The 20,219-nt window shown below is 72.3% G+C and carries 19 protein-coding genes and 1 riboswitch; of the genes, 10 read left to right on the top strand and 9 right to left on the bottom strand.

The genetic code is table 11. The annotated features are described in order from the left end of the window. The first annotated feature begins 144 nt into the window (after positions 1–144). The 5 genes from FGW37_RS21660 to FGW37_RS21640 all read left to right on the top strand — a co-directional run bounded on the left by FGW37_RS21660 (position 145) and on the right by FGW37_RS21640 (position 6,405). A complete protein-coding gene (locus FGW37_RS21660; RefSeq protein WP_179082567.1) occupies positions 145–402 on the top strand; it encodes a DUF3311 domain-containing protein in 258 nt (85 codons plus the stop codon). Next, positions 399–2,024: a monocarboxylate uptake permease MctP gene (mctP, locus tag FGW37_RS21655; RefSeq protein WP_179082566.1), complete on the top strand. Its 1,626-nt coding sequence runs from the start codon at positions 399–401 to the stop codon at positions 2,022–2,024. Before FGW37_RS21660 ends, mctP begins: the two co-directional genes overlap by 4 nt. A gap of 227 nt (positions 2,025–2,251) precedes the next feature. After that, a riboswitch (adenosylcobalamin-variant (AdoCbl-variant) riboswitch) is annotated at positions 2,252–2,352 on the top strand. A gap of 172 nt (positions 2,353–2,524) precedes the next feature. After that, positions 2,525–4,933 carry a ribonucleoside-diphosphate reductase subunit alpha gene (locus FGW37_RS21650; RefSeq protein WP_179082565.1) on the top strand — a complete coding sequence of 803 codons (2,409 nt, stop codon included), beginning with the start codon at positions 2,525–2,527 and terminating at the stop codon, positions 4,931–4,933. Then, positions 4,933–5,949, top strand: coding sequence for a ribonucleotide-diphosphate reductase subunit beta (locus tag FGW37_RS21645; RefSeq protein ID WP_058046180.1), 1,017 nt, complete (start codon positions 4,933–4,935; stop codon positions 5,947–5,949). The genes FGW37_RS21650 and FGW37_RS21645 overlap by 1 nt, the downstream gene beginning before the upstream one ends. Before the next feature lie 90 nt (positions 5,950–6,039). After that, positions 6,040–6,405, top strand: a complete 366-nt coding sequence (locus tag FGW37_RS21640; protein WP_179082564.1) for a YciI family protein — start codon at positions 6,040–6,042, stop codon at positions 6,403–6,405. A gap of 62 nt (positions 6,406–6,467) precedes the next feature. On the opposite strand, the gene def is transcribed toward FGW37_RS21640, so the two are convergent. The 8 genes from def to FGW37_RS21600 form a co-directional block, all read right to left on the bottom strand. After that, a complete protein-coding gene (gene def / locus FGW37_RS21635) occupies positions 6,468–7,106 on the bottom strand; it encodes a peptide deformylase (protein ID WP_179082563.1) in 639 nt (212 codons plus the stop codon). 68 nt (positions 7,107–7,174) lie between these two features. Then, positions 7,175–8,161 carry a tetratricopeptide repeat protein gene (locus FGW37_RS21630; protein WP_058047142.1) on the bottom strand — a complete coding sequence of 329 codons (987 nt, stop codon included), beginning with the start codon at positions 8,159–8,161 and terminating at the stop codon, positions 7,175–7,177. A gap of 276 nt (positions 8,162–8,437) precedes the next feature. Continuing rightward, positions 8,438–9,700, bottom strand: a complete 1,263-nt coding sequence (locus tag FGW37_RS21625) for an HD domain-containing protein (RefSeq protein ID WP_179082562.1) — start codon at positions 9,698–9,700, stop codon at positions 8,438–8,440. Between the two features lie 17 nt (positions 9,701–9,717). Continuing rightward, positions 9,718–11,085: an HD-GYP domain-containing protein gene (locus FGW37_RS21620; RefSeq protein WP_179082561.1), complete on the bottom strand. Its 1,368-nt coding sequence runs from the start codon at positions 11,083–11,085 to the stop codon at positions 9,718–9,720. 256 nt (positions 11,086–11,341) lie between these two features. Next, complete coding sequence (gene rsrA / locus FGW37_RS21615) at positions 11,342–11,755, bottom strand: mycothiol system anti-sigma-R factor (protein ID WP_246430490.1); 414 nt, start codon at positions 11,753–11,755, stop codon at positions 11,342–11,344. Continuing rightward, complete coding sequence (locus tag FGW37_RS21610) at positions 11,752–12,483, bottom strand: sigma-70 family RNA polymerase sigma factor (RefSeq protein WP_425506571.1); 732 nt, start codon at positions 12,481–12,483, stop codon at positions 11,752–11,754. Before FGW37_RS21610 ends, rsrA begins: the two co-directional genes overlap by 4 nt. 382 nt (positions 12,484–12,865) lie before the next feature. Further along, the gene (locus tag FGW37_RS21605; protein WP_179082559.1) at positions 12,866–13,525 is read right to left on the bottom strand and encodes an alpha/beta hydrolase family protein; all 660 of its coding nucleotides are present in this window, start codon (positions 13,523–13,525) and stop codon (positions 12,866–12,868) included. A 91-nt stretch (positions 13,526–13,616) separates the two neighbouring features. After that, on the bottom strand, positions 13,617–14,447 hold the full coding sequence (locus FGW37_RS21600; RefSeq protein ID WP_179082558.1) for an SOS response-associated peptidase: 831 nt from the start codon (positions 14,445–14,447) through the stop codon (positions 13,617–13,619). A 42-nt stretch (positions 14,448–14,489) separates the two neighbouring features. Here FGW37_RS21600 and FGW37_RS21595 point away from each other — a divergent pair, with 42 nt between their 5' ends. From FGW37_RS21595 to FGW37_RS21580, 4 genes are all read left to right on the top strand, one after another. Then, a complete protein-coding gene (locus FGW37_RS21595; protein WP_179082557.1) occupies positions 14,490–15,203 on the top strand; it encodes a M50 family metallopeptidase in 714 nt (237 codons plus the stop codon). A 119-nt stretch (positions 15,204–15,322) separates the two neighbouring features. Then, a complete protein-coding gene (gene aroA, locus FGW37_RS21590; RefSeq protein ID WP_179082556.1) occupies positions 15,323–16,693 on the top strand; it encodes a 3-phosphoshikimate 1-carboxyvinyltransferase in 1,371 nt (456 codons plus the stop codon). A 20-nt stretch (positions 16,694–16,713) separates the two neighbouring features. Further along, positions 16,714–17,721 carry a ribosome small subunit-dependent GTPase A gene (gene rsgA / locus FGW37_RS21585; RefSeq protein ID WP_179082555.1) on the top strand — a complete coding sequence of 336 codons (1,008 nt, stop codon included), beginning with the start codon at positions 16,714–16,716 and terminating at the stop codon, positions 17,719–17,721. A gap of 87 nt (positions 17,722–17,808) precedes the next feature. Further along, entirely contained in the window at positions 17,809–18,132 is a 324-nt protein-coding gene (locus FGW37_RS21580; protein WP_030366234.1) for a DMT family transporter, read from the top strand. A gap of 430 nt (positions 18,133–18,562) precedes the next feature. On the opposite strand, the gene FGW37_RS21575 is transcribed toward FGW37_RS21580, so the two are convergent. After that, positions 18,563–19,213, bottom strand: a complete 651-nt coding sequence (locus tag FGW37_RS21575; protein ID WP_179082554.1) for a TetR/AcrR family transcriptional regulator — start codon at positions 19,211–19,213, stop codon at positions 18,563–18,565. 126 nt (positions 19,214–19,339) lie between these two features. Between FGW37_RS21575 and hisN the strand changes: the two genes are divergently transcribed. Next, on the top strand, positions 19,340–20,146 hold the full coding sequence (gene hisN / locus FGW37_RS21570) for a histidinol-phosphatase (protein WP_179082553.1): 807 nt from the start codon (positions 19,340–19,342) through the stop codon (positions 20,144–20,146). Positions 20,147–20,219 lie beyond the last annotated feature (73 nt).

Here is a 20,219-nt window from a genome sequence, read left to right as displayed (position 1 = left end):
CCATCAACTCACCATAAACGGAACGCCTTTTCAACAGGCCCGATGTCGTTGTCATACCGATATGCGGACAGGGGGTGACGCCCAGCGGGGCCCTCGCCTAGATTTCCTGCGCATCACGCAGTGATCACACAGGGGGGAGTCACCATGACGGAACCACCGGAGGGCGGCAGGAGGGCGGTCGTCACCGTGCCCCTGGCCGTGGCGGGGCTGTGTCTGGCCGTACCGTTCGTCGCGATGCTGTGGGTCGACTCCTACGCCAGGACCGCGCCCGCCTTCATCGGCATCCCCTTCTTCTACTGGTACCAGATGCTGTGGGTGCCCGTATCGACCCTGCTCACCGTCGTCGCCTACGTGCTCGTGCGGCGCCAGGAGCGGGCCCGCAAGGCGGGTGAGCGGCGATGAAGGACGGCGTGAACGGCGTGGCGCTCGCCGTCTTCATCTTCTTCTTCCTCGCCGTGACGGTCATGGGCTTCATGGCCTCGAAGTGGCGGCGTGCGGAGAATGCGGACAACCTCGACGAGTGGGGGCTGGGCGGCCGGTCCTTCGGCACCTGGGTCACCTGGTTCCTGCTCGGCGGCGACCTCTATACCGCGTACACCTTCGTGGCCGTCCCGGCGGCGATCTACGCGGGCGGTGCGGCCGGCTTCTTCGCGGTGCCGTACACGATCCTCTGCTACCCCCTGGTCTTCACCTTCCTGCCCCGTCTGTGGTCGGTCTCCCACAAGCACGGCTACGTGACGTCGTCGGACTTCGTCCGCGGCCGCTTCGGCTCGAAGGGCCTCTCGCTCGCCCTCGCGCTCACCGGCATCCTCGCGACGATGCCGTACATCGCGCTGCAGCTCGTCGGCATCCAGGCGGTCCTGGACGTGCTGGGCGTGGGTGGCGGGTCGAACTGGTTTATGAAGGATCTGCCGCTGCTCATCGCCTTCGGCGTGCTCGCGGCCTACACCTACTCCTCCGGGCTGCGGGCGCCCGCGCTGATCGCCTTCGTCAAGGACGCGCTGATCTACATCGTGATCATCGTGGCGATCATCTACATCCCCATCAAGCTGGGCGGTTTCGACCACATCTTCAGCAAGGCGGGCGAAGCGTTCGCGGTCAAGAACCCGGAGACCGGAAAGCCGCGCGGCGCCCTGGTGAGCGGTCCGGACGCGCAGTGGGCGTACGCGACGCTCGCGCTCGGCTCGGCGATGGCGCTCTTCCTCTACCCCCACTCGGTGACCGCGGTTCTCTCCAGCAAAGGCCGCAACGTCATCCGCCGCAACACCACGATCCTGCCGCTGTACTCCCTGATGCTGGGCCTGCTCGCGATGCTCGGCTTCATGGCCATCGCCGCGGGGATCAAGGTGAAGAACGGGCAGCTCGCGATCCCCCAGCTGTTCGAGAACATGTTCCCGGACTGGTTCACGGGCGTGGCCTTCGCCGCCATCGGCATCGGCGCCCTGGTCCCGGCCGCGATCATGTCGATCGCCGCGGCGAACCTTTTCACCCGCAACATCTACAAGGACTTCATCCGGCCGGACGCCTCGCCCGGGCACGAGGCGAAGGTCTCCAAGCTCGCCTCGCTGCTGGTGAAGGTCGGCGCGCTCGTCTTCGTCCTCACCATGGACAAGACCGTCGCCATCAACTTCCAGCTGCTCGGTGGCATCTGGATCCTGCAGACCGTCCCCGCGCTCGTGGGCGGGCTCTTCACCCGCTGGTTCCACCGCTGGGCCCTGCTGGCCGGCTGGGCCGCAGGGATGGGGTACGGCACCTGGAAGGCGTACGACACGCCGAGCGCGACGCAGGATCATTTCGGGAATACCAACCTCATCCCCCTTATTGGAGAAAAGGGCTATATCGGGCTCACCGCCTTCGCGCTCAATGTGATCGTCGTCATCGTTCTGACGTTCGCCCTGAAGGCGCTCCGCGTGCCGGACGGCACGGACGAGACCACGGCGGCGGACTACACGGCGGACGCCGGCGACCCCGGGGTCCGGAGCGAGCTCCCGCCGGCCACCGCAGGGGCCCCTGGAGGCCATTAGAGCGACCCTCCGCGGGGCCCTCGCCCCGCGGAGCCGACCGGGCCGTCACGCCCCCCTGGAAGGGGCGTGACGGCCCTTCGCCGTGCCCCGCGCCCGACCCCCCTCCGACCTGCGAACCCACCCTCAACACCGGGGCCTGATAACACATTCCGACCCATGCGCTTACCGCGCGACACAACATGTGGGGGCGCGTGCGAGGGGCGGCACTAGATGTATGCTCGTCCTCGCTGTCGTCGCAGGGGAATCCGGTGAAAATCCGGAACTGTCCCGCAACGGTGCATGTATGCCGTTAAGCCGCGCATGCAGGAGTCCGAGTACCTGCCGGCAGCACGCCCTCCACCGAGCCTGCCCTGGGCTCGGCTATGGGCGTTGAATTCGTCCGGGCCTCGCGGGTTGGGCCGGCGGACGCCTACGAGGCATGCCCTGGTCCATCAGGCGTGCCCGTGCGCGACCGTCGTGCCCTCCCGCCGGCCCACCCAGCCGAGCGAGGGAGAGCCTCAGTGACCATCGCGCCCGCAGACCCGGTTTCAGGGTCCGTCTCAGTGACTGCGGAAGAAGCGACCGGCGGCCCCGGGACCGCGCTGCTGCGCACCCTGACCGACCTCACCGCCGACCTTCCCGCCACCGACCCGGGCAAGGTCGCCGCCGCCGCGCTGCGGGGCCGGAGCGCGAGCTCGGACGAGGCCGAGCTGCGCTCCCTCGCCACCGAGGCCGCCGCCGGGCTGATCGCCGAGGAGCCCGAGTACTCCAAGCTCGCCGCCCGGCTGCTCACCCGCGCGATCGCCGATGAGGCCGCCGGCCAGGGCGCCACGTCCTTCTCCGCCTCGGTCGCCGTCGGCCACCGGGAAGGCCTGATCGCGGACGACACCGCCGCCTTCGTGGCCACCCACGCCGCGCGCCTGGACGAGCTGGTCGAGACGGCCCTCGCCGACGGCGCCGACGACCGCTTCGGCTACTTCGGCCTGCGCACCCTGCACAGCCGCTACCTGCTGCGCCACCCGATCACCCGCAACGTGATCGAGACCCCGCAGCACTTCCTGCTGCGCGTGGCCTGCGGCCTGGCCGAGGACCACTCCGTGCGCGCCGTCGCCGACGTCGCCGAGCTGTACGGCCTGACGAGCACCCTGTCGTACCTGCCGTCCTCCCCCACGCTCTTCAACTCCGGCACCCGCCACCCGCAGATGTCGTCCTGCTACCTGCTGGACTCCCCGCTGGACGAGCTGGACTCGATCTACGACCGCTACCACCAGGTGGCGCGCCTGTCGAAGCACGCCGGCGGCATCGGCCTGTCGTACAGCCGCATCCGCTCGCGCGGCTCGCTGATCCGCGGCACCAACGGCCACTCCAACGGCATCGTGCCGTTCCTGCGCACCCTCGACGCCTCCGTCGCCGCCGTCAACCAGGGCGGCCGCCGCAAGGGCGCGGCCTGCGTCTACCTCGAGACCTGGCACGCCGACATCGAGGAGTTCCTGGAGCTCCGCGACAACACCGGTGAGGAGGCCCGCCGCACCCACAACCTCAACATCGCGCACTGGATCCCGGACGAGTTCATGCGCCGCGTCGAGGCCGACGCCGAGTGGTCGCTGTTCTCCCCGGCCGACACGCCCGACCTGGTCGACCTCTACGGCGACGAGTTCGACGCCGCGTACCGCAAGTACGAGGCCGAGGGCAAGGCCGTCAAGCAGATCCCGGCCCGCGTGCTCTACGCCCGCATGATGCGCACCCTCGCGCAGACCGGCAACGGCTGGATGACGTTCAAGGACGCCGCCAACCGCACCGCCAACCAGACGGCCGAGAAGGGCGCGGTCGTCCACTCCTCGAACCTCTGCACCGAGATCCTCGAGGTCACGAACGACGGCGAGACCGCGGTCTGCAACCTGGGCTCCGTCAACCTCGCGCAGCACCTCGGTGCCGGCGGCGAGATGGACTGGGAGAAGCTCGACCGCACGGTCCGCACGGCCGTCACCTTCCTCGACCGCGTCGTGGACATCAACTTCTACCCGACTGAGCAGGCCGGCAGCTCCAACAACCGCTGGCGCCCGGTGGGCCTGGGCCTGATGGGCCTGCAGGACGTCTTCTTCCGCCTGCGCATGCCCTTCGACTCGCCCGAGGCGAAGGAGCTGTCCACCCGCATCTCCGAGCGCATCATGCTCGCGGCGTACGAGGCCTCCGCCGACCTCGCCGAGCGGCACGGCCCGCACCCGGCCTGGTCCGCGACCCGCACCGCCCGCGGCGTGCTGCACCCGGACCACTACCCCAACGCCGTCGCCGCCTGGGAGGACCGCTGGGAGGCGCTGCGCGCCCGCATCGCCGAGGTCGGCATGCGCAACTCGCTGCTGCTCGCCATCGCCCCGACGGCCACCATCGCCTCCATCGCCGGCGTGTACGAGTGCATCGAGCCGCAGGTCTCCAACCTCTTCAAGCGCGAGACGCTCTCCGGTGAGTTCCTTCAGGTCAACACCTACCTGGTGGAGGACCTCAAGGAGCTCGGCGTGTGGGACCGCACCACCCGCGAAGCGATGACCGAGGCCAACGGCTCGATCCAGGAGATGCGCTGGATCCCGCAGGAGGTGCGCGACCTCTACCGCACCGCCTGGGAGATCCCGCAGCGCGCCCTGATCGACATGGCCGCGTCCCGTACGCCGTACCTGGACCAGAGCCAGTCGCTGAACCTCTTCATGGCCTCGCCCACCATCGGCAAGCTCAGCTCGATGTACGCGTACGCCTGGAAGCAGGGCATCAAGACGACGTACTACCTGCGCTCGCGCCCGGCGACCCGGATCGCCCGCGCGGCGTCCGGCGGTACCGCCGCCGCCCCCGCCACCATCCCCGTGCAGCAGGCCGCGCCCGACGCGGACGCCATCGCCTGCTCCCTTGAGAACCCCGAGTCCTGCGAGGCCTGCCAGTAATGTCGACCGAACGCCAGAAGAACCTGCTCGACCCCGGCTTCGAGCTGACGCTGCGCCCCATGCGGTACCCGGACTTCTACGACCGCTACCGCGACGCGATCAAGAACACCTGGACCGTGGAGGAGGTCGACCTCCACTCGGACGTCGCCGACCTCGCCAAGCTCTCCCCGGGCGAGCAGCACATGATCGGCCGCCTGGTCGCGTTCTTCGCGACCGGTGACTCGATCGTGGCCAACAACCTGGTCCTGACGCTGTACAAGCACATCAACTCCCCCGAGGCGCGGCTGTACCTGTCGCGGCAGCTCTTCGAGGAGGCCGTGCACGTCCAGTTCTATCTGACGCTGCTGGACACCTACCTGCCCGACCCGGACGACCGCGCCGCGGCGTTCGACGCGGTGGAGAACATCCCCTCCATCCGTGAGAAGGCCCAGTTCTGCTTCAAGTGGATCAACGAGGTCGAGAAGCTGGAGCGGCTGGAGACGAAGGCCGACCGCCGCCGCTTCCTGCTCAACCTGATCTGCTTCGCCGCGTGCATCGAGGGCCTGTTCTTCTACGGCGCCTTCGCCTACGTGTACTGGTTCCGCAGCCGCGGCCTGCTGCACGGCCTGGCGACCGGCACCAACTGGGTCTTCCGCGACGAGACCATGCACATGAACTTCGCGTTCGAGGTCGTGGACACCGTCCGCCAGGAGGAGCCCGACCTCTTCGACGACGAGCTCCAGCAGCAGGTCACCGACATGCTGAAGGAGGCCGTCGACGCGGAGCTGCAGTTCGGCCGCGACCTGTGCGGCGAGGGCCTGCCGGGCATGAACACCGAGTCCATGCGCGAGTACCTCCAGTGCGTCGCCGACCAGCGCCTGCAGCGCCTGGGCTTCAAGCCGGTCTTCGGCTCGGAGAACCCGTTCTCCTTCATGGAGCTGCAGAACGTCCAGGAGCTGACCAACTTCTTCGAGCGCCGCGCCTCCGCGTACCAGATGGCGGTCGAGGGCTCGGTCGGCTTCGACGAGGAGTTCTGAGCCCGGCGGGTTAATTCCCTCCCCACCTCGCATCGCGTGCCTCCCGTCCGGGAATCCAAGTGCGGATCCGGACACGACGGGAGGCACGCGATGCCGCGTTTCATGATGATCGTCAAAGCGAGCGAGGAGTCCGAGGCCGGCACGATGCCGACCAAGGAGATGCTCGCCGAGATGGGTGCGTACAACGATCAGCTGCAGCAGTCCGGGGCGATGCTCGCGGGCGAGGGGCTGCGCCCCAGCTCCGCGGGCGCGCGGGTGACGTACTCGGACGGCCCGCCCGTCGTCACGGAGGGGCCCTTCGGCGGGAGGGCGAAGGACCTGGTCGCCGGCTTCTGGGTCATCCGGGCCGGCTCCATGGACGAGGCCCTGGAGTGGGCCCGGCGTATCCCCTTCCGGGAGGGCGAGGTCGAGGTGCGCCCGGTCTTCGAGGCCTCCGACTTCCCGGACGGCCCGTAGCACGCATGTGGCGGGCGCCCCACGAGGGGGCGCCCGCCACATGCGTTGCGTCGTGCGCGAGGTCAGTCGTTGGCGACGACCGGGTAGCGCGGCGTGCCCTCTTCCATCTGCTTCAGGGCGTCCTTGCGGTCGCGCTTGGAGAGGCGGTCGATGTAGAGCCGGCCGTAGAGGTGGTCGGTCTCGTGCTGCAGGCAGCGGGCGAAATAGCCGGTGCCCTGGACGCGGACGGGGTTGCCCTCGGCGTCCTGGCCGCGGACGACCGCGTAGTCGGGGCGGGCGAGGGAGGCGTAGGCGGTGGGGACGGAGAGGCAGCCCTCGTTGGAGTCGTCCAGGATCCGGCGGTCGGCCGGGAGGTCCTCCAGGACGGGGTTGCACACGGTGCCCACGTGGCGGACGCCCTCGTCGTCCATGCAGTCGTAGACGAAGACCTTGAGGTCGACGCCGATCTGGTTGGCGGCGAGGCCCACGCCCTCCGCGGTGCGCTGGCTCGCGAACATGTCGTCGATCAGCTGGGCGAGCTCGCCGTCGAACGAGGTGACGTCCTTGCACTCGCGGTGCAGGACGGGGTTGCCGACCACGGTGATCGGGCGGGACGTGCCGCGCTCGCGGTGCGCGCGCTCGCGCTCCTCGCAGTCCTCGGTGTCCACGATGAACTCGCCGTCCACCGGCTGGTCGGTCTCTTGCTGCGACTGCTGCGACATTCCGCCGTTATGCCTCTCTCAAAACCCAAAAGGATGCCTATACAGGGTAAGGGGCCCCCTCGGGGGCGTCAGCAGACCTCTTCCAGATCACGCCACTCGCGTGTGTCGGGGCTGTCCGCGACCCAGCCGTCCAGCAGGCCCCGCACCAGCCCGGCGGGGGCGGCGATGCCGCACTCGCGCTCGGGCACCCACAGGGAGCCGGAGCCGGCCGTGCGGTGGCCGAGGGGGCCGGGGTGGCCGGGCTCGCTGTGGTCGTGCGGGTCGAGGTGCTCGCCGTTGCCCTCGTCGCTGGGCATGCGGCTCTCGGAGCACGTGCGGCACAGCAGGCGCACGGAGGAGGACCAGTCCTCGGCGGCGAAGCCGGCGTCGGCGGCGAGGCGCTCCAGGGCGTCCCGGTCGGCCTCGGTGGCGGCCTCCAGCAGCACGACCCACGTCGGGACGGGCGAGGGGGCCCACAGCTCGATCTCGTCGAAGACGGGGTAGGAGGGCCCGGCGGCGGTGACGCGCTCGCCGTGCGGGACGCCGTCGTGCAGCACGACCTCGCCCCAGCGGCGGCCCGAGGAGGGCAGCGGGATGGAGAGGACCTCCATACGGGCCGGGTCGAGCCTGCGGCCCCAGACGACCTCCGCCTCGCCCTCGGGCGAGAGTCTCACGGCCGCGCTGCCCAGCTCCATGCCGACGGGCTCGCCGGCCGGGGTGCCCTCGCCGGGGACCCGCAGGCCGTACGCCTGCCAGGCGCGGCGGGCCAGGGGCCAGTCCTGCAGGGCGGTGGCGGCGATGCCCACGTTCCACCAGTCCGGGGCGCCGGCCTCGCGGTCCAGGAGCGCCACGGCGCGCAGCCCGGCCGCGCGGGCCTGCTCCCAGTCGTGGCGGAACTTGTGCAGCAGTGCCAGGTTGAACCACGACTCGGAGAGCCACGGCTCCATGTCGGCCGCGCGCGTCAGCAGTGCGCCCGCGTCCTCGTACCGGCCGTCGCCGATGAGCGTGAAGGCACGGTCGGTGGCCTGCCGCCACGAGGCGGAAGGCCGGTGCCGTACCTTGCCGAAGATCCTCACGATTCCCGCCTGCCGGTTTCTGCGTGCGACCACGCCGGATGACCCAGGTGAAGGCCGCCGTCCTCCCTGACGACAACCTGCCACATCTCACTCGCTCCGGGAAGTCGCGCCCGATCCGCCTCCGTGCCGGAGGCGGCGCGCCCGACGCCCCCCGTCGTCTCCCTGGTTTTCCCGTCTTTCTCTGTCGTCTTCTCCTCTTCGCATCCAACCATGCCCCTTTGGACGCCCGCTCATTACCCGTGGGTTCACCGCGGTACTCCCGCTTTGACCGGACTCTTACCCCTGGTCCGGCCCCGGTCCACTCCGGCTGCGCCCCGGCTCCGCTCCCCCGCCGCCGCCCCCGCGCGCGAGCACCCTGGCCAGGGCGGCCACGACCTGCGGGTCGTGCTCGTGGGCGGTGTCGAGGCGCAGCCGCTCCAGGGCGCACAGGGGCCCGCAGCCGGTGCGGCCCACGAGGTCCTCGTAGGCGTTGACGGTGCGGACGACGCGGGCGGCGAGCGGCTGCTCGCGGTAGGGGTCCGCTTGGCGCTCCACGACGACGGCGACGTCGGACGGCACCCCGGTCTGGCGGACCACGGCCCCGCCCAGGAGGGCGATGCGGCGGCGCTGCTCGGGGGGCAGCGGCTCCGTGGCCCCGGCGGGGACGGGGTCGAGGAGGGAGAGCTGGCCGATGTCGTGCATGAGGGCCGCGTACTCCAGAACGGTGAGGTCCGTCTCGGACAGGCCGAGCTCACGTCCGGCGGCCCGGCTGAGGGCGGCGACGCGGCGGGCGTGCCCGGCCGGGGTGTGGCCCGCGATCTCCGTGGAGCGGGCGAGGGAGGCGATGGTCTGGTGGTACGTGGCCCGTACGGCGGTGTAGCGGTGGAAGGAGAGCTGGGTGAGCAGCAGGGGCAGGCAGAAGACCGGCAGGGCCCACAGGCCGGCGACGCCCACGGCCAGGGCCATGACAGCGCCGGTGGCGCAGATCGCGGTGCCGATGCCGGCGAGGGCGCGCAGCTCGTCGCGGAGGACGGGCCCGTAGGGGCCGCCGGTGCGGGCGCGGGTGAGGACCGCGGCGAGCACGGCGTCGAAGAGAGTGGTCAGCGCGAGGACGAGGAGCAGGACGAAGGCGTAGGCGGGGCCGTGGCCGGGCCAGCGGTCGAGGGCGCCGGAGTGGTGCAGGGGCTGGAAGCAGACGGCGGCGAAGCCGGTGGTGAGCAGGCGGCGGGCGAGGTGGTCGCGGGTGGGCGGGCGGCCGACCGCCCCGGCGAGGGTCGCGGCGAGCACGACGGCGACGACCTGCGGGGCGCAGTGCGCGGTGGGCCGGCCGCCGATCTCCCCGAGGAGGGCGTAGGAGAGGGCTCCGGCGGCGCCGACGGGGGCGGTCTGGCGGTCGCCGGGGCCGGTCGTGGGGCGGCGGCGCCGGGCGGCCTCGCCGACGGCGATCAGGAGGCCGTAGGCGAGGGCGACTTGGGGCTGGGCGACGCCGTGCCATGCGGTGCGGGCCAGGGCGGCCAGGGAGAGCGCCAGGGCGGCGGCGTGCACGCTCCGTATCAGCATTCCGTCACCGCGTCCCGTCACCCCTCACCTCCCGGGTGGCCGGCCCCGGTGACCGGCCGGCGGGAAGAAGGGACGTTTCCGTTGGGCGGAGTTGCACTCTCCGTAGCCTCTGAGGTCACTGTCGAATGCCATCCGTGACGGTCGAGGGCCGCGGACAGGGCCGCGACCATGCGAGGGTCGAACTGGCTTCCCGCGCAGCGGTGGAGCTCGGCGAGGGCGGCTGGCACGGGACGGGCCCGGCTGTAACTGCGCGTGGAGGTCATGGCGTCGAACGCGTCCGCGACGGCCACGATGCGGGCGAAGAAGGGAATCTGAGGTCCCATCAGGCCGTAGGGATAGCCGGTGCCGTCCAGACGCTCGTGGTGGTGGAGGATCGCGGCCCGCGCCTCGTCCAGGAAGCCGATGCCGCGCACCATCTCGTGCCCGTACTCCGGGTGCAGCTCGATGACGCGCCGCTCCTCCGTGGTGAGCGGTCCGTCCTTGCGCAGCAGGCGGGTGGGGACGCCGAGCTTGCCGACGTCGTGCAGGATGCCCGCGAAGCGCAGCGCCTCCAGCCGCTCGCCGGCCATGCCGAGCTCGCGGCCGATGAGCACCGAGGCGCGCCCCACGCGCTCGCTGTGGCCGCGGGTGTACTGGTCCTTGAGGTCGACGGCCTGGACGAGCGCCCGGATGGTGGCCTGGTGGGCGGCCCGCTCGCGCTCGCAGCGGTCCAGGAACCAGGACGAGACGGACATCGGCAGCAGGACGAGCAGCGCCGTGGCCGGGCCGTAGGTGCTGTGCCACAGGGCCGCGGTCAGCAGCCCGATGGGGCCGTGCACGAGGGCCGGCAGCAGCGGGCCGGGCAGCAGGAGCCCGCTCCATGCGGCGCGCGGGCGGCGGCGCTCGGCGGCCACGCGGACGGCGCCGTCGAGGGCGGCGGCGGCGAGCGAGAGGACGAGGGCGGCGGCGAGGGCGGGCGGCAGGGCGGAGGGGAAGTCCGCGGGGGCGACCGGGGGGAAGCCGGCGCCCGGGGAGGCGGGCGAAGCCGTGGCCGGGGCCGTGAGGGCGAAGACGTGGGAGGCGGCGCAGGTGGCCAGCGAGAGCTGGGCGGCGTGCCACAACCGCCGGACCCACACCGGGCGCTGCTCGACGCGGCCGGCGAGCGCGCCCGGCACGGCCACGAGCCCCGCGGCGGCGGGCGGCAGCAGGAACGCCCCGGCGAGCAGGACGGGCAGGGTCAGGGTGCGGCGCGGCAGGCGCTCGCAGACGGCGCAGACCGCGGCCAGGAGGGCCACCGCGCCCCAGGGGACGCCGTGGGCGGCCCGCAGGGCGGGCGCGGCGCACAGGGCGGCGGCGAGGGCAGCGCACAGGACACAGGCGCGCGCTGCCGCCGGAAGTGCCCCCATGCTGCGTCCTCCCGTCCCGTGAGGTGCCGACATGCTTGCCGTCAGGAAGGGGAGAATAGGGTTCGGCAGGGCCGGGGAACGGCGCATTCGGGGATTGCCCCGCGCGAACCGACCAGATGCACACCTTCGGGTGATAATCCCCTCCGGGCGGCATGCCGGGCCCGGGCCGCATCAGGCCTGGAAGGGCTACGCAGAGGGACGCAGGGGAACTACGCGGACGTACGCGGACCGCACGGTGCAGGCACGGCGCCCGCGTCTACTCCTGTGCCGTGGCGCCCAGGGGGCCCGCACCGGCGGAGCCGCCCGACGCGCTGCGGACGCCCCGGTCGCCCGGGGCGCTCTGGACGCCCTGCGTCCGGGCGGCGGCCTCCGCCGCCCTGGCCTCGGCCACGACGTCCTGGTCGGGCACCGACTGCCCGGCACGGATCAGCTCGATCCGGCCCATCACCTTCGAGCGCAGGTCGGCGGGCACGTCATCGTGGCCGCAGCAGCGCTTGACCAGCTTCTTCACCGCCTGTTCCAGGCCGTATTTCTCCAGGCACGGGGAGCACTCGTCGATGTGCACCTCGAACTTGGCGCAGTCCCCGTCGGGCATCTCGTGGTCGAGGAACTCGTAGAGGTGGTCGAGGACCTCGGAGCAGTCCGTCTCGTGCGGGTCTCCGCAGCTCATGAGTCCGAGCCTTTCCGGTTGTGCGACTCGTCGGAGCCGTTCGGCGCGGGGGCCGCCCCGGCCGGGACGAGACCCCGCTCACGGGCGTAGTCCTCCAGCATTCCGCGCAGCTGGCGGCGGCCCCGGTGGAGCCGGGACATGACCGTGCCGATGGGCGTACCCATGATGTCCGCGATCTCCTTGTAGGCAAAGCCCTCGACGTCCGCGAGGTAGACCGCTATCCGGAATTCCTCGGGGATGGCCTGGAGGGCCTCCTTGACATCGGAGTCCGGAAGGTGGTCCAGCGCCTGGGACTCGGCGGAGCGCAGGCCGGTCGACATGTGCGACTCGGCACGGGCCAGCTGCCAGTCCTCGATCTCCTCCGACGCGCTGCGCAGCGGCTCGCGCTGCTTCTTGCGGTAGGAGTTGATGAAGGTGTTGGTCAGGATGCGGTACAGCCACGCCTTGAGGTTCGTGCCGTCGCGGAACTGGTGGAAGGACGCGTACGCCTTGGCGTAGGTCTCCTGCACCAGGTCCTCCGCGTCCGCCGGGTTGCGCGTCATGCGCAGGGCGGCGGAGTACATCTGGTCGAGGAAGGTGAGGGCGTCGCGCTCGAACCGGGCGTTGCGCTCGGCGGCGGTCTCCGCGCCGGCGGCGTCGCCCGTGGCGGCGGCGTTCTCGGTGACGCTCTTCATGCCCGTGGCCCCGGTGTCTTCGGTCCCCTCGTCGGTCCCAGTGACCGGACCCACCTCCTCCAACACGACGGCAGGACCGGATGCGGACCCGCTCGAATCGGAGAATAGACGACGATCCCGCCCGTCCGCCGCTCCAGCCGGGGCGGGCTGCGCCACATGCAGTGCCGCCCACCCCAGGTCAGCGGTCTGCGGGCGGGACAGGCATGCGATCGAACCCATGCGGCGAGCTCCCATTCCTCGGTCGGCCAGTAGCCACCGGTCCAGTAGCTGATGACGACTGGCACAACATCGCCCGGGCGCGGGGCATTCCCGGAATCCTCCGGAATTCAACGGCTCTTCCGGAATCCGGAATTCCGAGGCTGCGGCGAATTCGGCTACTACGGCGGACCCGGCTGCTGCGGATCCGGCTGCTACGGCGGCTTCAGCGGCGGCGGCTTCAGCGGTCGGTGCCGTCGACGCCGACGCCGCCGGCCCCGTCGATGCCGCCCAGCCAGCCGGCTACGGCCCCGGTGAGGCCGGCCAAGGCCTCCTCCTGCCCGATGTCCGCCTTCTTCGGCACGGCGAAGCCGTGGTCCCCGTAGGGCACGGGGACCAGGCGGGTGCCGGGCGGGAACTCCTCGGGGCGGCCGAACGGGTCCTTGGCGCCCTGCACGACGAGGGTGGGCAGGCCGGTGCCGGCCAGCTCGTCCGCGCGGGACTTCTCCGGCTTGCCCGGCGGGTGGAGCGGGAAGCTCAGGGCGAGCACGGCGACGGCGCCGAGGCCGGCCGCGGTGCGGCAGGCGACGCGGGCGCCCGCGCTGCGGCCGCCGGCCACGACCGGATGCCCGGGCTCCCGCAGCGCCGGCCACAGGGCCGTCCAGGCGGCGTCCAGCGTCTTCGGCGCCGGGGCGACCTTCTTGCCGGCGACGCGCCAGGGCTGCTCCACCAGGGCGACGGTGACGCCGTGGGCGGGCAGTGCGGCGGCGAGGGCCTGCAGGTCGCGGGCCTCGATGCCGCCGCCGGCGCCGTGGCCGAGGGCGAGCACGAGGCGCGCCTGCGGGGCGGGGTACCAGTGGATACGGGCGTCACCCGCGGGGGTGGGAACGGTCTCGATCACCCGTCCATCTTCGTCCACCGCGCCCCCCGGAGCCCCTTCACCTCAGCCGAAGCCCCTTCACCTCAGTACGGCGTCTCGGAACAACGGCGCCTCAGAACAGCGTCGCTTCCTCCGGCGCGTCCAGTTCCTCCAGGAGCTCGGGGCCGTTGTTGCGGACGTCGCTGACCGCGGTCGCGACCGGGTAGGCGCGCACGGATCCCGCGGGCGGCGGGGCGAGCAGAGCGCGCAGCTCCTCCATGTCCGTGCACGCCGGGTCCAGCCAGGCGTCCCACCGGTCGGGCGGCAGCACCAGCGGCATCCGGGGGTGGATCTCGGCCAGGGAGCGGGGGCCGCCGTCCGGCGCCGCGTCCTCCTCAGGGGAGGCGAACGGCGCGGGCTCGGCCTCCGTCGTGATCACCGTGCAGGTGGCCCACCAGGCGTGGGGGTGGTCGGGCGGCAGCGCGGGGTCGCGCCAGAACTCGTACAGCCCGGCCATCGCCATGACCGAGCCGTCGGCCGGGGTGACGAAGTAGGGCTGCTTGCGGGTCCTCTTCTTACGGCCCTGCTCCTCCAGCTCCCGCTCGGCCGCTCCGGTGACCCACTCGTAGTATCCGTCGGCGGGTATCAGGCAGCGGCGCCTCTCGAAGGCCTGCCGGTAGGACGGCTTCTCGTGGACGGTCTCGGACCGGGCGTTGATCATCTTCGCGGCGCCCTCGGGCGACTTCGCCCACGGCGGGACCAGGCCCCAGCGCAGCGGGCGCAGCTGGCGAACCGGACGCCGGTCGGCTGCGTCTTTCAGAGGACGTTCGAGCACCGCATGGACGCTCTTCGTCGGGGCCACGTTCCAGTCCGGAGCGAGGGCCTCGGACGGCTCCCACTTCCCGATGCCGAAGAGCCCCACGAGATCCTCGGGCTCCCGGCTCGCCGCATATCGACCACACATGTTCGCCAACCCTGCCACGGACCTACGAGGAGCCGCGCACAAATGGACAGCACCGAAGCCACCGCCCTGTGGGACCGCGTGGTGGGAACCCAGCCCGCGCCCTCCGTGTGGCTGGTGGCCGCCACGGGGCTGGTCGCCCTCGCGGCGGTGGCCCAGCGCGACATATGGCTGGTGACCCGCAACGCCGTCACCATCGCCCACGAGGGCGGCCACGGCCTGGTGGCCCTGCTCGCCGGGCGGCGGCTGGAGGGCATCCGGCTGCACTCGGACACCTCCGGCCTGACCGTCTCGCGCGGCAAGCCGACCGGCCTCGGCATGATCCTCACCGCCGCCGCGGGCTACCCCGCCGCCTCGTTGCTGGGGCTCGGCGGCGCGTGGCTGCTCTCCGCCGGTCACATCACTGCGCTGCTGTGGCTCGCCACGGCGCTGCTCGCGGCGATGCTGCTGATGATCCGCAACGCCTACGGGGTGCTGACGGTGGTGCTCTCGGGCTCCTTGTTCGTGCTGATCTCCTGGCTGGCGAGGCCCGACGTGCAGGCGCTGTTCGCGTACGTGGTCGTGTGGTTCCTGCTGCTCGGCGGCGTCCGGCCGGCCTTCGAACTGCAGCGCAAGCGCCGCTCCCGCGGGGCCCCGGACTCGGACGCCGACCAGCTCGCCCGGCTCACGCACCTGCCCGCCACGGTGTGGCTGGTTTTCTTTCATGTGATCTCGCTGTGCGCGCTGACCGGCGGAGGGCGCTGGCTGCTGCGCCTGTGACCCGGGAGGGGCGCGTACGGGGCGCGCCGGGGCACCGGCGGACGCCGCCCGGGCCGGGAACCTCAGGCCATAGGACTTCGGGGACCGAACCACGCGGCGAACGTCAGTAAGGTAAAGGCATGACCGAGAACCCCGCGCACACAGACCTCTGGCCCGCCCCCCTCGCCACGGGAGCGGTCGACGCGACCGTCACCGTGCCCGGTTCGAAGTCGGTCACCAACCGCGCCCTGGTGCTGGCCGCGCTCGCCTCCGAGCCCGGCTGGCTGCGCCGCCCCCTGCGCTCCCGCGACACCCTGCTGATGGCCGAGGCGCTGCGCGCCATGGGCGTCGGCATCGAGGAGACCGTCTCCTCCAGCTCCGGCGATACGGACGGCCCGGCCGGCTCCGGCGAGGCGTGGCGGGTGATCCCCGCGCGGCTGCGCGGCCCCGCCACCGTCGACGTCGGCAACGCCGGCACCGTGATGCGCTTCCTGCCGCCCGTGGCGAGCCTGGCCGACGGCCCGATCCGCTTCGACGGCGACCCCCGCAGCTACGAGCGCCCCCTGCACGGCGTGATCGACGCGCTGCGCGCCCTGGGCGCCCGCATAGACGACAACGAGCGCGGCGCCCTGCCCCTGACCGTGCACGGCGGCGGCGCCCTGGAGGGCGGCACCGTCGAGATCGACGCCTCGTCCTCGTCGCAGTTCGTGAGCGCGCTGCTGCTGTCCGGACCGCGCTTCAACCAGGGCGTGGAGGTCCGGCACGTCGGCTCCGTGCTGCCCTCGATGCCGCACATCCGGATGACCGTCGACATGCTGCGGCAGGCCGGTGCGCAGGTGGACACCCCCGAGTCCGGCGGCGAGCCGAACGTGTGGCGGGTCTCCCCCAGCGCCCTGCTCGGCCGCGACGTCGTGATCGAGCCGGACCTGTCCAACGCGGCGCCGTTCCTGGCCGCCGCCCTGGTCACCGGCGGCCGGGTCACCGTCCCCGACTGGCCCGAGCGCACCACCCAGCCCGGCGACGCCCTGCGGGAGATCTTCACCGCGATGGGCGGCTCCTGCGAGCTGACCGAGGCCGGCCTGACCTTCACCGGCACCGGCCGCATCACCGGCATCGACGCCGACCTGCACGAGGTCGGCGAGCTGACCCCGGTGATCGCCGCCGTCGCGGCGCTCGCCGACTCCGAGTCCACCCTGCGCGGCATCGCCCACCTGCGGCTGCATGAGACGGACCGGCTGGCCGCCCTGGCCAAGGAGATCAACGAGCTCGGCGGCAACGTCACCGAGACCGAGGACGGGCTGCACATCCGCCCGCGCCCGCTGCACGGGGGCGTCTTCCACACCTACGAGGACCACCGGCTCGCCACCGCGGCCGCCGTCATCGGCCTCGCGGTCGACGGCGTCCAGGTGGAGAACGTGGCCACCACCGCCAAGACCCTGCCCGACTTCCCGGAGCTGTGGACCGGGATGCTGGGAACCGTCGCGGGGGCGGCGACGGCGCCGAGAGTCTGAGAGATCCAGGAAAGCCAGCAATGCGCCGCTACGGCAAGAACCCCGACGAGGACGACGTCCGCGTCCGCCCCAACCGCAAGGGCAACCGCCCCCGCACCAACATCCGCCCCAAGCACGAGGACGCCGCCGAGGGCTTCGTCCTGACCGTCGACCGCGGCCGGCTGACCTGTCTGGTCGAGGACCGGATCGTGATGGCGATGAAGGCCCGCGAGCTGGGCCGCAAGGGGGTCGTGGTCGGCGACCGGGTCGCGGTCGTCGGGGACCTGTCCGGCGCCAAGGACACGCTCGCGCGCATCGTGCGGGTCGAGGAGCGCTCGTCGGTGCTGCGCCGCACGGCGGACGACGACGATCCCTTCGAGCGCGTGGTGGTGGCCAACGCCGACCAGCTCGCGATCGTCACCGCCCTCGCGGACCCCGAGCCGCGGCCCCGGCTCATCGACCGCTGTCTGGTCGCCGCCTTCGACGCGGGCCTGGAGCCGCTGCTCGTCCTGACGAAGTCGGACCTGGCCTCGCCGGACAAACTCCTGGAGTCCTACGGCTCGCTGGGCGTGCACCACGTGGTCACCAGCCGCGAGGAGCTCGCGGACGGCGGCGCCGCGGACCGGGTCCGCGAGCGGCTGGAGGGCCGGGTCACCGCCTTCGTCGGCCACTCCGGCGTAGGCAAGACGACTTTGGTCAACGCTCTCGTCCCGGACCGGCAGCGAGCCACCGGCCGCGTCAACGCGGTCACCGGCCGCGGCCGGCACACCACCACCTCCGCGCTGGCCCTGCCGCTGCCGGGAGGTTCGGGCTGGGTCATCGACACCCCGGGCGTCCGGTCGTTCGGCCTCAACCACATCGATCCGTCCCGCGTCATCCACGCCTTCCCCGACCTGGAACCGGGCACGGAGGGCTGCCCGCGGGCCTGCAGCCACGACGAACCGGACTGCGCGCTGGACGCGTGGGTGACCGACGGCCATGCCGATCCGCAGCGGCTCTACTCGCTGCGCAGACTGCTTTCCACGCGGGAGCGACGCGAAGGCGATTGATCGCCTACGTTTGCGAGTGACCGCCAGTGGCAAGGGCATCAAGCACACCGGGACGGGCGGCGGTCACGAGACACGGGAGGCAAACTGATGGCGTGGCTGCTGGTCGTGGTCGCCGGACTGCTGGAAACCGGCTTCGCGGTCTGTCTCAAGCTCTCCCACGGTTTCACCCGGCTGTGGCCGACGATCGCGTTCGCGTGCTTCGCGCTCGGCAGCTTCGGCCTGCTGACGCTCTCCCTCAAGAAGCTCGACGTGGGCCCGGCCTACGCCGTGTGGACGGGCATCGGCGCGGCCGGCACGGCCATCTACGGCATGGTCTTCCTCGGCGACCTGGTCTCGACGCTGAAGCTGGTGTCGATCGGTTTGGTGATCCTGGGAGTGATGGGGCTGCAGCTGTCGGGTTCGGCGCACTGAGGCATACGCATACCGCGCCGGTTGCGGCACAACGACGGTCGGCCACAACGAGGTTGCCGGTCGGTGCCGAACCCGGGCAGTCCACTGGAGACCCGGCGGACAACCCGAACCGCCCGCGGAACCGGCACCCTTCGTCCCGTATGCGCCCTGGAAGACGGTCTGTACGGAGCCGCGCAGGGCGCGTGCCTGACGCTTCGTCAGCGCGGCCCCACAGGCCCGCCGGAGGGATGCCGGGACCGGAACGTCGCCGACGGGTACGTCCGCCGGGGCGACTACGACCTCACGGAATTCCGCCAGGCCGACATCGCGATCCGCAAGGGCCTGGCCAACGCCCGGGCGCGGGCCGGGACCGGGGCCGGGACCGGGACCGGGCGACGAGAACAGCGTACGGATCGGGTGGCTGAGGCGGCCATGCCCGCCCCCCGACCGGTCACTGCTCCTGGGGGGGCGCTTCCGTCGTGTACTCGCCCACCAGGGCGCGGACCAGACGGGCGACGTGGCCGGCGGCCTCCTCGTCCGACGCGCCCGGGGCGACGACGTAGGACAACGTCAGCCGTACGGCCGCTTCGCACGCCCACCGCGTGACCTCCGGCGCCCGGTCGGCGGCCGTGCCGGAGACCGCCCGGACGGTGCGGTCGCGGACGGCCTCGGCGAGGGCCGCGGCGCCGGGCCCGGAGCGCCCCCGGGGAGGAGCGAACGGCCCCCGCGGGGCCGGCAGGGCGGGTGCCGCGGCGGCCGGGAGCCGCTCCCCGCGGCACCCCGTGAGCGCGGCCCGGACGAGGGGGTTGGCCCGGGCCGTGCGCAGGATCCAGCAGGTGGCGGCCGCACAGCGGTCCCCGGCGTCCGCGGCGGCGCCGGCGGGCACGGCCGCCAGGGCCCGCTCGACACCGGCGAGGAAGGCCTCCGCCTCCCGGCGGACCAGGGCGCGGGCGAGGCCGTCCTTGCTGCCGAACTCGTTGTAGAGCGTCTGCCGGGAGACCCCGGCCGCGGCCGCGACATCCACCATCCGGACCCCGTTCCAGGGCCGGGTGCGAAGCGCCGCGAAGGCCGCGTCCAGCAAGAGCTCTCGTGCCGCGGGCATCGTCGCCTCCCCGGCCGTCCGGCCGCACCACGACTGTGGCCACAGAATTGACGTGCCGCCATACGGTGTCAAGAGCCCTGGGCGGGCCGCGAGTGCCGGAGCGGCGGCCACGGGTACTGTTCAGCCATGTCCGACTACCACGATGATCTGCGGCTGGCCCATGTCCTCGCGGATGCCGCCGACGCGGCCACCATGGACCGGTTCAAGGCCCTCGACCTGAAGGTCGAGACCAAACCGGACATGACCCCGGTGAGCGAGGCGGACAAGGCCGCCGAGGAGCTGATCCGCGGTCACCTGCAGCGCGCACGGCCGCGCGATGCGGTGCTGGGCGAGGAGTTCGGCAGCGAGGGCACGGGCCCGCGCCGCTGGGTGATCGACCCGATCGACGGCACCAAGAACTACGTGCGCGGGGTGCCGGTCTGGGCCACGCTGATCTCCCTGATGGTGCAGTCCGAGTACGCCGGGGAGATCAGCTGGGAGCCCGTCGTGGGCGTGGTGTCGGCTCCGGCGCTGGGCCGCCGGTGGTGGGCCGCCAAGGGCTCCGGTGCGTACACCGGCCGCAGCCTGACGTCGGCGACCCGCCTGCAGGCCTCCCGCGTGGAACGTATCGAGGACGCCTCGTTCGCCTACTCCTCGCTCAGCGGCTGGGAGGAGCGCGGCCTGCTGCCGGGCTTCCTCGACCTCACCCGCGACTGCTGGCGCACCCGGGGCTACGGCGACTTCTGGCCGTACATGATGGTCGCCGAGGGGTCGGTGGACATCTGTGCCGAGCCGGAGCTGTCCCTGTGGGACATGGCGGCGAACGTGGTCATCGTGGAGGAGGCCGGCGGCCGCTTCACCGGGCTGGACGGCCGGCCGGGCCCGCACAGCGGCGACGCCGCGGCGTCCAACGGCCTGCTCCACGACGAGCTCCTGGGCTACCTGCGCACGTAGCGCGCCCGGGCGGATCGGGCGGATCCGGGAGTGCCGCCGAGCGCGGATACAGCCCTGCGCGCCCCTTGTTGGG

The sequence above is a fragment of the Streptomyces rectiverticillatus genome (assembly GCF_013394065.1).
In the GTDB taxonomy this organism is placed as follows: Bacteria; Actinomycetota; Actinomycetes; order Streptomycetales; family Streptomycetaceae; genus Streptomyces; species Streptomyces rectiverticillatus.
This window is presented reverse-complemented; position numbering and strand designations above follow the sequence as displayed.